Below are 12,941 nucleotides of genomic sequence, written 5' to 3' on the forward strand. Positions count from 1 at the left end.
CGGGGAGGAACCGGGATGCCGTTCCTCCCCGCCCGCGGCCGTTGGCCCGGACGTCGACGCGGCCGTCGACGTCAGTTGCCGGGGGCGCCCCAGTGCGGGCCCTGCTGACCGTGGGGGCCCTGCGGGTTGCCCGTACCCTGCGGGTCGTAGTGGCCCTGCTGCGTGGACGGGCCCTGCGGGGTGTACGGACCCTGGGGCGCGTGCGGGCTCTGCGGCGCGTGCGGGCTCTGCGGCGCGTGCGCGCCCTGCGGGGGGAACGGGCCCGCCGGCCGGTGCGCGCCGGCCGGCTCGTGCGCTCCCAGCGGTCCGTGCGCCTCCTCCGGCTCGTCGCCCTCGATGTCGTCCCAGTCGATCTCCATCGTGCTGCGGCGGGTGAAGACGTTGAAGAAGAGGTTCAGCAGCACGGCGGTCAGGCTGCCCAGCGTGATACCGCTGTTGAGGACCGCCCGGATGTCCTCCGGCATCCGCTCGAAGAACGGCGCGACCGCGTTGGGCAGCAGCGCAGCGGCGAGGCTGACCGCCAGGATCAGGGCGTTGCGCTCCTCACGCAGATCCACCTTGCCCAGGATCTGGATGCCGACCGCGGCGACCATGCCGAACATCGCGATCGCGGCACCACCGAGCACCGGATGCGGAATCGCGGCCACCACGCTGCCCGCCTTCGGCAGCAGCCCCAAGACGATCATGAAACCGCCGGCCGCGACCACCACGAACCGGCTCATGACCTTCGACATCCGCACCAGGCCGATGTTTTGCGCAAAGGCCGCGTAGGGAAAGGAGTTGAACACTCCGCCGAGAATGGTGGCGGCTCCATCGGCGCGCAGGGCGTTGGCCACCGTGGCGTTGTCGACCTTCTTACGGGTGACCTCCCCGATGGCGTAGACGTCTCCGGTCGTCTCCACCATGGTGATCAGCATGACGACGACCATGGCGATGATCGGGAACAGCTCGAACTTCGGCATGCCGTAGTGGAAGGGCGTGCTGACACCGAACCAGTCGGCATCCTTCACCGCACCGAAATCCGCGTCACCCAGGAGCCAGGCCACCGCGGTACCGGCGACCAGACCGAGCAGCACGGCGAGGCTGCTCAGATACGGCTTCCCGAGGCGGACCACGACCAGGATGAAGAGCAGGGTGCCCAGCGCATAGGCGAGGTTCTTGGGATCGCCGTATCCGGGGTGCCCGATCAACTTCGCGCCGCCGGCCGCGTCTTGCAGGCCCTGCGGGATCAGGGTGAGGCCGATGATGGTGAGGACCGTGCCGATGACGACCGGCGGGAAGTACTTCACCAGCTTGCCGAAGAACGGCGCGAACAGGAAGGTCGCTATACCCGCGGTGATCACCGCGCCGTAGACGACGAGCAGTCCCGCGGTGCCGCCGCCGGCGCCCAGGCCGATGGCGATCATCGGCGAGACCGCGGTGAAGGTGACGCCCTGGACCAGCGGCAGCCTGGCGCCGATCTTCCAGACGCCGAGGGCCTGAATGATCGAGGCGACACCACAGGTCAGCAGGTCCGCGTTGATCAGATAGACGAGCTCCTCATGGGAGAGGCCCAGGGCGTTCCCGACGATGATCGGGACGATCACCGCTCCCGCGTAGAAAGCGAGGACGTGCTGAAACCCGTAGAGGGTGAGCTTGGCGACGGGCAGTACCTCGTCGACGGGGTGGGCCTGCCGGCCGGAGTACTGCTGGGGGGTTTGTCGGGAGACTCGTGCCATCTCTGCCTTGCCTTCGCGAGGTAGGTGAATAAGAAGGAACCGGCGCCGTCGCGTTCCGGGGGGGCGGACGGGCCGGCTGGGTCTTACAAAGCCGACGTTGAGCGGTGTTGCCGACACCACGTAGCCCTGCGCTGCACGGTGTGTCCTGATTCGGCAGGACTTCCTTCGATCAGCGCAGTAAATTCCGGCATTTCCATGGAATTCACAAGGGGACTAATCGGAGCGTTCACCTTAGTTGACCTGCGCCGTTCCTCGCGAGTAGCCGGTCGTATTCGCTCGGATAAAGCGGGATCATGGCCTGAAATCCCCGTTTTGGGGAGCGGGATGTGTGCGCTTCGGCTGACGGTGTGGGCGGCGGCGTCCCCGGAACGCCGGCTTCCGCGGCGCCGGCTGCCGCTACGGCTTCTCCACCTCGCCCGGATGGCGTACGCGCCGCGCCGGCAAGGCGCCGAGGAAGCCGGTGACCAGCCCCCAGGCCAGGCCGGCGCCCACCAGCCGGAGGAGTTGCGGCTCCAGAGTGACCTCGCCGCCCAGATCGCCGCTGAGATCACCGAGGCCCATCAGGGAGAGCCCGTAGTGGGCGGAGATGCGGGTGAGCAGGCCGACGGCCAACAGGGTGAGGGCCAGTGCCACGGCCATCTCGACGGCGTGCCGCCAGGCCGGCCGCCGGGCCGGGGAACGGACCGCCGCGGTGAAGGCCGCAACGAGCAGCACCACGGCCGCCACCGCCACCAGGAGCCAGGCCCGGCCGTCGTACCGGGCCAGCGCGCCGAGGTCGAGGGTGCGTTTCCCATGGGCGCGGAGCACCTGGTCGAGGACGTGCGGCAGGGGCAGTCCGATGGCCTTGTCGACATGCCCCGTCCAGGCTCCGCCGGTGCCGATGCCCAGCGCCATCCAGGCGAGGTTCGGCAGTCCGAGGAACAGGACGGCGAAGGTCTCGGCCGGGCGGTCCTCGGTGATGAGCTCGACGATGCCGATGACCAGGCCGATCACGACGTAGCACAGCAGTGTCAGCAGCATGGCGAAGGCGGGCGGCCGTACGGAGTCCTGGAAGCGCAGCAGCCCGGGAGAGAGCGGGGCCCGGCGCGAGACCAGGAAGGTCAGCGCGAGCACCGCCAGGATCCACAGCAGTCCGGCCCCGAGCGTCGCGGGGACATCGGCGCGGAAGCCGATGGCGGGGGTGGCGCCCAGCTCGGCGCCGAGCCGGTCGGCCAGGGCGTTGCCCACGGAGATCCGGAAGCTGTGCCGGGCGGCGAGCGTGAGCAGCAGCAGAAGCACCAGCCAGCACACCGCCGTTCGGGCGACCCGGGCGAGCAGTTCCCCGGTGCCGGCCACCGCCCGATGGCGCAGCGGCAGCAGGAAGACGGCGGCGGTCACCAGCGCACCGGCGAGCGTGACCGACAGCGGTACGACGTCCAGGGCGGCATCGGCCTGCGCGAGGCCGCCGACGTCGCCGGCGAGACCGACCGAACCGCCGGCCGCGACCAGCACCGTGGCCGCGACCACCGAGGGGAACGCCCCGCCGGGAAGGTCCGCCGCGCCCGCCGCCCACAGGCCGAGCGCGGCGACCACGATCATGGTGACGATGCCCGCCACGGCCGCGCCGAGCGCTTGCGCCCAGGCCCGGACCTCGGGCGGTGCGCCGCGGCGCCGCACCGGACCCGGCGAACCGGCCGCCGCCGGGCCTCGCATCTGGCTCACGCTCTCTCCTGCCGGTCACCGGACCGCGTACTGACGGTCTGTCTGGGCGGACACCACCACCTTGGCCGATGCCTGGAGGAGATGCCTGGGGAAAGGGACAGGAATCGCGGAACGGCGGCGCCGATACCTCTCCGGCACCTCCCCACGGCAGGCACGGGATCCACGGGATCCACGGCATGCACGGCATGCACGGGACGCACGGGATGCACAGGGCGCACGGCGCACACGGGCCACACGACTCGCACGGGACGCACGACGCGCACCGCATGCACACACCACCGTAAGCACCGGCGCGCCACCCCGCTTGTGGACGGCGCCAAGCGGCGGGCGGCCGGAAGGACACCCTCCGCCTTCCCGCTCCCTGGTTCTTCGGCTTCCCCGCTCCCCCGCTCTCCCAACTCCCCCGCAGGCCCGATATCGAACTGTGTCCTAATAACCCGGTGCACCGGACAACCACCGAAGCGCACAGCGCATCTGCCTATGCGGTGGGGCATGGCAGCCCTTGGCGGTTACCCCGCACAGGGCCGCGCTCCGCCACCGTCAGTTGTTCTGCTTGGGAAGGACCCCCGTGTACGCCGGATCACGCCGCCACTCCGTACGGTTGATACCCGCCCTGATAGCGACGGGGACGCTGTTGACCGCGTGCGGGCCGGGTGCCGACGGGCCGAAGGCGGACCAGCCTGCGGCGAAGGTGACCGTCACCCCGGCCGCCGGAAGCAAGTCGGTCAAGCTCGGCTCGGACATATCCGTGCGGGCCGACGACGGAAAGCTCGTCTCGGTCGAGGTCAAGGACGACAAGGGCGGCACGGTCGCCGGGCAGCTCGCCGGTGACGGCACGTCATGGAAGTCGGACGGCAAGGTCAAGCCGCAGACCACCTACACCGTGCGGACGAAGACGAAGTCGGCGCAGGGCAAGGAGTCCGCCGCCACCTCGGAATTCACCACGGAGCAGGCCGGCAAGGTCAACAAGCTCACCAACACCCCCGGTGGCGGGCAGACCGTGGGCACCGGAATGCCGATATCGATCCTCTTCGACCACCCGGTGGCGAAGGACCGGCGCGCCGAGATCGAGAAGGCGCTGAAGGTCACCACCCAGCCGAAGGTCGAGGGTGCCTGGGGCTGGGTCAAGGACTACTCCGGCAAGGACCGGATCGACTGGCGCCCCAAGGACTACTGGCCCACCGGCACCAAGGTCGACGTCAAGGGCGCACTGTCCGGGATCAACTCCGGTGACGACGGCGGCTGGTTCGCCCGGGACTACAACTTCGGCTTCCGCATCGGCCCCGACCACAAGGCCGTCATCGATGTGCCCGCGCACAAGCTGACCATGTACGAGAACGGCAAGAGCGTCGGCACCATCACCGGCTCCGCGGGCTCCCCGCAGGACCCGACCCGCGGCGGTGTGCACACCGTACGCAGCAAGAACGCGGCCGAGACCATGGACTCCGCCACCATCGGCCACGGCAGCGAGTGGATGCTGGACTCCAAGTGGGTCACCCACCTCACCGCGTCCGGGACCTTCCTGCACTCCGCCCCGTGGAACAAGTCGCTCGGCGTGGTCAACAACAGCCACGGCTGCTTCGGTATGTCCACCTCGGACGCCAAGAGGGCCTACGACTTCCTGTCCATCGGCTCCACCGTCGAGGTGAAGGGCACCAGCAACACCAACAAGACCGACGTCGGCAACGGCCTGGAGGTCTGGCAGGAGAGCTGGACGCAGTGGCAGCAGCGCAGCGCCCTGCAGCACTGACCCGGGGGCCCGGACGGCCGTCGTTCCGCCGGTCATCTGCGCTGCCTGGCAAGGCCGCGGGTGCGGGTGAGCAGCAGGAAGGCGGTGGCCAGGGCGGCGACGGCCTGCGCCAGGGCCGCCGGCTTCTTGTCGGCGCTCCAGCCCGGTTCGTACATGTCCGGCAGCGGTCCCGGCGCACCGATGTCCACATAGGTGTAGAGGAGCAGCAGCGCGAGTCCGCCGGTCGCGACGAGCCAGGCGAAGGTGTCGGCGGCCGGCCGGCGCCAGACCAGCACGAGCACGGCGGCGAGTGCGGCCAGCGCGGCCTCGATGCGGAAGAGCAGACCCTGGCTGATGGTCGCCGTGACCCCGTCGTAGCGGCCGGCGAGCCGGGCGTGGACATAGGCGTCCAGTGCCAGGCCGGCCGCCGCCAGCAGCCGTGCCGTGCCGCGGGCGGCCGTCCGGCCGCGGTGCGACCGGGAGCTGTCTGGTGCCACGGCTTCTCCAAGCCTCTCGGTGGACGGCCGTAGCCGAAGCAGCGGACGGTGAGCCGGGGGGGCTCCCACTGGGCCTCCGGTCCGGCCGGCCCGGTCCCGTCGGGCCGCACACACCTCAATAGACCGCAGACGCCGCCACCCGGCCATCCGGGCGGCGGCGTTCGGCGTACCGGGCGGGCAGGTGGGGGGGCGGACAGGTGAGGGGCGGACAGCCGGTTCCGTGCGCGGCGGGACGGTGGCGGCGGCAGTAGCCGGCCAGCGGATCTCGCTTGCCGGTCAGCGGATCTCCCTCGGGGAGACATCGCCGGGGAGCCATGCCCTAGGGTGGGCGGGCAACTGGTTCGCCCTGTCCGCCAGGCAGGTGCGTCGTAAGAGGGAACCCGGTGGAAGTCCGGGACTGCCCCGCAGCGGTGAGTGGGAACGACCGCCGTCATACGCACTGGGCCCGGCCGGGTCTGGGAAGCGACGGCCAGTAGATGTCCGCCCTTGGCGGATGTGCCCGCGAGTCCGAAGACCTGCCAGTGCCCCCGTGCGACCGGTGCGCGGGGAGATCTCGGTGACCTCGAGGGCGGGTCGGCGGACATCAGACGGGTACGTCCGGCTTGTTGGCGCCGGGGCCCGTCCGGATCGCCGTTCCTTCGCGTCCTCGACCCGTCCCGGGGTCCATGGAGACATACTCGCGAAGGAGAGTTCCGTGACCAGCACCTCCGCAGCCGCGGCAGCACGCGCCACCGTGCACGGCTACCCCCGTCAGGGGCCGAACCGTGAACTGAAGAAGGCCGTCGAAGGCTACTGGAAGGGCCGCGTCGGCGCCGACGCCCTGCGCGCCACCGCCGCCGAACTGCGCCGCGGCACGTGGCGGCAGCTCGCCGAGGCCGGTGTCCACGAGGTGCCGACCGGCGACTTCTCGTACTACGACCATGTGCTGGACACCAGCGTCATGGTCGGCGCCGTCCCTGACCGCCACCGCGCCGCCGTCGCCGACGACGCCCTCGACGGCTACTTCGCGATGGCGCGCGGCACACAGGAGGTGGCGCCGCTGGAGATGACCAAGTGGTTCGACACCAACTACCACTATCTGGTACCGGAGTTGGGGCCGGACACGGTCTTCGCCGCGGACTCCGCCAAGCAGGTCGCCGAGCTGACCGAGGCGCTGGGGCTCGGTCTGGCCGCCCGCCCGGTCCTCGTCGGGCCGGTCACCTATCTGCTGCTGGCCAAGCCCGCGCCCGGTGTGGCCGCCGGTTTCGACCCGCTGACGCTGCTCGACCGGCTGCTGCCCGTCTACGCCGCGGTCCTTGCCGACCTGCGGGCGGCCGGCGCCACCTGGGTGCAGCTGGACGAGCCGGCGCTGGTGCAGGACCGCTCCCCCGCCGTGCTGAACGCCACGGCCCGCGCCTACCGCGACCTCGGCGCCCTCGTCGACCGCCCCCAGCTGCTGGTCGCCTCGTACTTCGACCGGCTGGGCGAGGCGCTGCCGGTACTGGCGAAGGCGCCCGTCGAGGGGCTGGCGCTGGACTTCACCGGCGCGGCGGCCGGCAACCTCGGGGAGCTGGCGGCGGTCGGCGGGCTGCCCGGCAAGCGGCTGGTCGCCGGTGTCGTCGACGGCCGCAATGTGTGGATCAACGACTTCGAGAAGTCGCTGGCCACGGTGGGCACGCTGCTCGGCCTGGCCGAGCGGGTCGATGTGTCGACCTCCTGCTCGCTGCTGCACGTCCCGCTGGACGCCGCCGCCGAGCGCGATATCGACCCGCAGATCGCCCGCTGGCTGGCCTTCGCCCGGCAGAAGACCGCGGAGGTCGTGACGCTGGCGCGCGGTCTGGCGAGGGGCACCGGCGCCATCGCCGCCGAACTCGCCGCCAACCGCGCCGACCTGGCCTCCCGTACGCACTCCGCCCTCACCCACGACCCGGCCGTGCGTGCCCGGGCCGCGGCCGTCACCGACGCCGACGGCCGCCGTTCGCAGCCCTACGCCGAGCGGACCGCCGCCCAGCGCGCCCACCTCGGGCTGCCGCTGCTGCCGGCCACCACCATCGGCTCGTTCCCGCAGACCGCCGAACTGCGCACCGCCCGGGCCGACCTGCGGGCCGGGCGGATCGGCACCGCGGGCTACGAGGAGCGCATCGCGGCCGAGATCCGCGAGGTCCTGGCCTTCCAGGAGAAGGCCGGTCTCGATGTCCTGGTGCACGGTGAGCCGGAGCGCAACGACATGGTGCAGTACTTCGCCGAACAGCTCACCGGCTACCTCGCCACCCGGCACGGCTGGGTGCAGTCCTACGGCACCCGCTACGTCCGCCCGCCGGTGCTGGCCGGGGACGTCTCCCGGCCAGGACCGATGACGGTCCGCTGGACGACCTACGCCCAGTCGCTCACCGACCGGCCCGTCAAGGGCATGCTCACCGGCCCGGTCACCATGCTCGCCTGGTCCTTCGTCCGCGACGACCAGCCACTGGGCGAGACCGCCCGGCAGGTGGCCCTCGCCCTGCGCGACGAGGTGCGCGACCTGGAGGCGGCGGGCACGTCGGTGATCCAGGTCGACGAGCCCGCGCTGCGCGAGACCCTGCCGCTGCGCACCGCAGGCCACGCCGGATACCTGGCCTGGGCCACCGAGGCGTTCCGCCTCACCACCGGCGGGGTCCGTCCGGACACCCAGATCCATACGCATATGTGCTACGCGGAGTTCGGCGACATCCTGCGGGCCATCGACGATCTCGACGCCGATGTCATCAGCCTGGAGGCGGCCCGCTCCCATATGCAGGTCGCCGGGGAGCTCGCCACGGCGGGCTATCCGCGCGAGGTGGGTCCCGGTGTGTATGACATCCACTCGCCGCGCGTACCGGGGGTGGACGAGGCAACGGCCTTGCTGCGCAAGGGACTTGAGGCCATCCCGGCCGAACGGCTGTGGGTCAACCCGGACTGCGGCCTGAAGACCCGCGGCTGGCCCGAGGTGCGGGCCGCCCTGGAGAACCTGGTCGCCGCGGCCCGCGAGGTCCGCGGGAGCCTGCCCGGTACGGCTTCCTGACGGCGGGCGGGCCGTGGCCGGCGCCCGTGCGGGTGCCGGCCACGGCCCGGTCCTCATGGGCGCGGCGAGCACGCCTCCCGAGCCGCGAACGGGTGACGGGCAGCGGGCGGGGTGGACACAGTCCGCTGCCGCCGCCCGCCGCCCGTCCGCTCAGCCGGTGAGGATCGCCGGGTCGCTCACGCCCGGCTCGCCGTTCTCCACGTGGCCGGCGAACCGGCGCAGGAAGGCGCCGTCGGTGTCGGCCTTGACTGACAGGTCGTACCAGCGCTTGCTGGCGCGCAGGTCCACCGGCTTCTTGACGGTGGCGCCCGCACGGACCGTGTAGGTCTCGCTCGCCCCGCCGTAGGCGTGGGTGACGGTGAGGTGGCAGTCGGTGCGGCCGTGGTTGGTCAGGGTGAGTTCGACGCGTCCCGCGGTCGCGTCGTGGCGGGCGGTCACCTCGGGTCCTGCCTTCTTGCCGTCACCCTTGAAGGTGCGCAGGAAGCCGTTCGGGCCGTACACCGTCAGGTCGTACGTGCCCTTGGAGTACTGGGTGTTCCAGGTGTCGGAGATCTTCTTGCCGGCCTCCGTGGTGTACGTCCAGGGGCCGTCGGTGCGGTTGCCGCCGGTGACGGTGAAGCAGACACCGGCCTTGTCGCCGCCGCTGAAGGTGAGCGTGTACCGCCCGGTGGAGGGGGTGGCACTCCCGTCGACGAGCGGCGCGTACGGCAGCGGACGCGAGGGTCGCGAGCCCGGCTCCTGCTTGGGCAGGACGGGGTTGGCCGGCGGCTTCGGCACATAGCTGTCGTGCCGGTCCTTGTCCGGCGGCCGGAAGCCGTCGGTGGCCGGGAGCGCGGCCGGCTTGGTGTTCTCCAGGCCGAAGTCGAAGGCGGAGGTCAGGTCGCCGCAGATGGCACGCCGCCACGGCGAGATGTTCGGCTCGTGCACACCGAAGCGGCGCTCCAGGAACCGGATGATGGAGGTGTGGTCGAAGACCTCGGAGCAGACGTAACCGCCGGTGCTCCAGGGGGAGACCACGATCATCGGGACGCGCTGGCCGAGGCCGTAGGGGCCGGCGGCGTACTTGGCGTTGCCGCCGAAGTAGTCGAGCGAGGTGTCCACGGTCGACTTGCCCTCGTCGCCGGAGGCCGGCGGGAACGGCGGGAGGACGTGGTCGAAGTAGCCGTCGTTCTCGTCGTAGGTGACGAGCAGGGCGGTCTTGCTCCACACCTCGGGGTTGGAGGTGAGCGCGTCCAGCACCTGCGAGACGTACCAGGCGCCGTAGTTGGCGGGCCAGTTGGGGTGCTCGGAGAAGGCCTCGGGGGCGGCCACCCAGGAGACCTGCGGGAGCTTGCCGGCCTTCACATCGGCCTTGAGGCGGTCGAAGTAGCCGTCGCCCGCCTTGGCGTTGGTGCCGGTACGGGCCTTGTCGTAGAGCGGGTCGCCGGGCTTGGCGTTGCGGTACTGGTTGAAGAAGAGCAGCGAGTTGTCGCCGTAGTTGCCGCGGTAGGCGTCCTCGATCCAGCCCCACTTGCCGTTGGCGTCCAGGCCGTCACCGATGTCCTGGTAGAACTTCCAGGAGATCCCGGCCTTCTCCAGCCGCTCCGGGTACGTCGTCCAGCTGTAGCCCGCCTCCTCGTTGCCGAGGACGGGGCCGCCGCCCGAACCGTCGTTGCCGACGTGCCCCGTGTACATGTAGTAGCGGTTGGGGTCGGTCGCCCCGAGGAACGAGCAGTGGTACGAGTCGCAGATGGTGAACGCATCGGCGAGCGCGTAGTGGAACGGAATGTCCTTGCGCTGCAGGTGCGCCATCGTTCCGGTGGTCTTGGCGGCGATCCAGTTGTCGTACTTGCCGTTGTTCCGGGCCTTGTGGCCGCCGGCCCATTCGTGATCGAGGCCCTCGATGAACTGCATGCCGAGGTTCTCGGCGTCCGGGTGGTAGGGCAGGACGTCCGTGGAGCCGTCCGGCTGGTGCCAGACGGACTTCCCGTTGTCCAGGATGAGCGGGCGCGGGTCGCCGAAGCCGCGTACGCCCTTCATCGAGCCGAAGTAGTGGTCGAAGGAACGGTTCTCCTGCATCAGGACGACGACGTGCTCGATGTCCTTGATGGAGCCGGAGCGCCGTGCGGCGGGGATGGCCGCCGCACGGGCGATGCTGCCCGACAGGGCCGAGACGCCCGCGGTGGCGCCGGCTATCTGGAGGAAACGGCGCCGATTCAGTTCAGCCATGACTTTGGGGACCTCATGTCGTGTGTGTGGGGGCGTTCGCGATATGGGGATCGATGCGGTGCGGTGGCACCGGGAGCTGTGAGGAAACCGGGTCTGCAGAGTGTTCCAAGAGGAACGGCGCCCGGGGAAGGGGGGGTGTCCCAGGTGTGACACATCGCCGTACGCGCGACGAACTCCCTGGTCGTGCGGGGCGGACCGGTATTCCGGAGGAATCCGGGCACGGCGGCGCGGTGGGCGGGGCGGTGGCGGGGCCCGGAGGCGAGAGGTGGGCAAGGCACGGCGGCGCGTCCGCGCGTCCGCCGGGCGGCATCACGGCAGGGCAGCGCGGGGCGGCATCAGGGCAGGGCGACGCGGGGCGGGGCAACGCGGGGCGGGGCAACGCGGGGTGGGTCAGGGCCTGGAGCGGGGCGATTCCTCAACTGCCGGGTCGGCAGGAGTGCGGGGCGGCGGGAGTGCGGGGCGGGCGGGAGCGCGGGTGTCGGGTCCGGGCAGCGCCGTACTCACGCAGCGCCGCGCCCGGGCGACCGTGGCTCCCGGGCGGCGGTGGCTCCCGGGCAGCGGTGAGGCGCGCCGCCCGTGGGTGGCCCGGCGGACGGTTGCCGGCCCGCTCGCGAGGCGTGACAGCGGTCGGCGTCAGCGCCTCGTCGGCGGGCCGGTGGCGGGCCGGGCGAGGAGGTGGGACCGGAGGTGCGTCAGACGACCAGCACCCCGGACGACGACGCCGGGGCGGCCTCGGCGGCGGCCGCGGCGGCGACCTCGGGTGCGGCCTCGGGTACGGGCTCGACGAGCGGTTCGACCGGTACCGCCGGAGGCACCGCCGGCTGCCCCTTCGCATCGGGCACGCTGCGCAGCGGAGTGCGGCTGGTCAGCCGGGATTTGCGGGTCGCCTCGACCCGGCGGGTGAACCAGATGACCTTGCCGTCCGGGGTGCCGCAGGTGCCCCAACTGTCGCTGAGCGCCGCCACGGTGGAGAGTCCGCCGCCGGCCGCGGAGCGCAGTCTCGGCAGCCGCGGACCCTCGTCGGCGACGGACGCGGTGAGGTGGCGGCCGCTCCAGCGGAGTTCGACGACGCACCGGGCGTCCGGGCCGATATGGCGATGGACGTTGGTCAGGAGTTCCGCCACTCCCCGGCACACGGGCGGGATATGCAGTTCGAGATCCCAGTACCGCAGGTGCGCGGCGAGGATCCGCCGGATCTGCGGCACACGCTCCGCCGAAGCATGCAGTTCGACCGTGTAGTGCCGGTCGCCGGGAAGTGTCATGTCGTGGCTCCTCACCGCGAGGCTCACGCCCTTCACCTCGTTGGACCAACGAACCCCGAAACACGAAGAGTGAGCATTTATCATGTATGGGTCATTTGTCATGGTGACCCCACGGGGCGGGTTCCGCAACAGATCCTGGGCCGCCGGACCCCCGGACACGGCCCGCCCCGACCGGTCCGCAGCGGCCGCGGACCGGGCCTTCGTGGTGCACCGCGGTGACACCCTCCCGGCTTCCTCAGGGGTACGCCCCGCCCCCGTCTAGCGGGTCTCCAGCCGGAGCTCGACTTCCTTCTCCTGGTCACCGGCCGCCGTGCCGAGGACATGGACCGCGAACGCGGACTCCAGGCCCTTGCACAGCTCGTCGACGGCCCAGTAGCCGCCCTGGAGGCTGACCAGGACGGGGGCGGTCAGCCGGCGGGGCTCGGCCGCGGACTTGCGGTCGCTCACGTCGAAGGTCGAGGTCCACACGGTCGAGCCCGCCCCGGCGACCTCCTCGGGTACGTCGTCCGCCGCCCGGTCGGAGGTGAAGGAGGTGCGCAGTGCGCTGAAGACGGCATGCGCGTCCTGCGTCGCGCAGCTCTCCAGTTCCACCACCACCTCGGCCGATACATGCTGCGTGCCTGCCGGTTTCGCGCTGTTCACTGTGGGACCTTCCTCTGCGGCCGTCCTCCGGGAGCCGAACGCTTCCAGGCTCGCCCCACGGACCGGTGTGTGCGACCGGAGACCCGCAGGCGAGCGAAGCCGGGGGCAAGGATCACCGGCCGGACGGCAGCGGGGGCGGAGGCCGGAATCCGGACACGCGCCGCT

The 12,941-nt window shown here is 71.4% G+C and carries 8 protein-coding genes and 1 riboswitch; of the genes, 2 read left to right on the forward strand and 6 right to left on the reverse strand.

What is annotated here, in order from left to right; all coding sequences use genetic code 11:
* Positions 1 to 71: 71 nt before the first annotated feature.
* Positions 72 to 1,718 (reverse strand): nucleobase:cation symporter-2 family protein, encoded by a 1,647-nt coding sequence (locus D9V36_RS09975; RefSeq protein WP_129293449.1) that lies wholly within the window; start codon positions 1,716 to 1,718, stop codon positions 72 to 74.
* 396 nt (positions 1,719 to 2,114) lie between these two features.
* Positions 2,115 to 3,419: a streptophobe family protein gene (locus tag D9V36_RS09980; protein WP_129293450.1), complete on the reverse strand. Its 1,305-nt coding sequence runs from the start codon at positions 3,417 to 3,419 to the stop codon at positions 2,115 to 2,117.
* Between the two features lie 568 nt (positions 3,420 to 3,987).
* On the opposite strand from D9V36_RS09980, the gene D9V36_RS09990 reads away from it, so the two are divergent.
* Positions 3,988 to 5,169 carry a L,D-transpeptidase family protein gene (locus D9V36_RS09990; protein WP_241720782.1) on the forward strand — a complete coding sequence of 394 codons (1,182 nt, stop codon included), beginning with the start codon at positions 3,988 to 3,990 and terminating at the stop codon, positions 5,167 to 5,169.
* A gap of 32 nt (positions 5,170 to 5,201) precedes the next feature.
* Here D9V36_RS09990 and D9V36_RS09995 read toward each other — a convergent pair whose 3' ends face one another.
* Positions 5,202 to 5,645 carry a hypothetical protein gene (locus D9V36_RS09995; RefSeq protein WP_129293452.1) on the reverse strand — a complete coding sequence of 148 codons (444 nt, stop codon included), beginning with the start codon at positions 5,643 to 5,645 and terminating at the stop codon, positions 5,202 to 5,204.
* Between the two features lie 335 nt (positions 5,646 to 5,980).
* Positions 5,981 to 6,168, forward strand: a riboswitch (cobalamin riboswitch).
* 171 nt (positions 6,169 to 6,339) lie between these two features.
* Between D9V36_RS09995 and metE the strand changes: the two genes are divergently transcribed.
* Positions 6,340 to 8,664, forward strand: a complete 2,325-nt coding sequence (gene metE / locus D9V36_RS10000; protein ID WP_129293453.1) for a 5-methyltetrahydropteroyltriglutamate--homocysteine S-methyltransferase — start codon at positions 6,340 to 6,342, stop codon at positions 8,662 to 8,664.
* A gap of 150 nt (positions 8,665 to 8,814) precedes the next feature.
* Here metE and D9V36_RS10005 read toward each other — a convergent pair whose 3' ends face one another.
* The 3 genes from D9V36_RS10005 to D9V36_RS10015 form a co-directional block, all read right to left on the reverse strand.
* The gene (locus tag D9V36_RS10005) at positions 8,815 to 10,872 is read right to left on the reverse strand and encodes a phosphocholine-specific phospholipase C (protein WP_129293454.1); all 2,058 of its coding nucleotides are present in this window, start codon (positions 10,870 to 10,872) and stop codon (positions 8,815 to 8,817) included.
* 692 nt (positions 10,873 to 11,564) lie between these two features.
* On the reverse strand, positions 11,565 to 12,134 hold the full coding sequence (locus D9V36_RS10010; RefSeq protein WP_129293455.1) for an ATP-binding protein: 570 nt from the start codon (positions 12,132 to 12,134) through the stop codon (positions 11,565 to 11,567).
* Between the two features lie 258 nt (positions 12,135 to 12,392).
* A complete protein-coding gene (locus D9V36_RS10015) occupies positions 12,393 to 12,776 on the reverse strand; it encodes a hypothetical protein (RefSeq protein ID WP_129293456.1) in 384 nt (127 codons plus the stop codon).
* Positions 12,777 to 12,941 lie beyond the last annotated feature (165 nt).

Origin of the sequence: Streptomyces lydicus (assembly GCF_004125265.1) — a bacterium.
Classification (GTDB): domain Bacteria; phylum Actinomycetota; class Actinomycetes; order Streptomycetales; family Streptomycetaceae; genus Streptomyces; species Streptomyces lydicus_C.

Excerpts from the sequence above, each read along its gene's own strand:
- D9V36_RS09975 (WP_129293449.1), bottom strand. The coding sequence starts at position 1,718 with ATGGCACGAGTCTCCCGACAAACCCCCCAGCAGTACTCCGGCCGGCAG.
- D9V36_RS10005 (WP_129293454.1), bottom strand. The coding sequence starts at position 10,872 with ATGGCTGAACTGAATCGGCGCCGTTTCCTCCAGATAGCCGGCGCCACC.
- D9V36_RS10010 (WP_129293455.1), bottom strand. The coding sequence starts at position 12,134 with ATGACACTTCCCGGCGACCGGCACTACACGGTCGAACTGCATGCTTCG.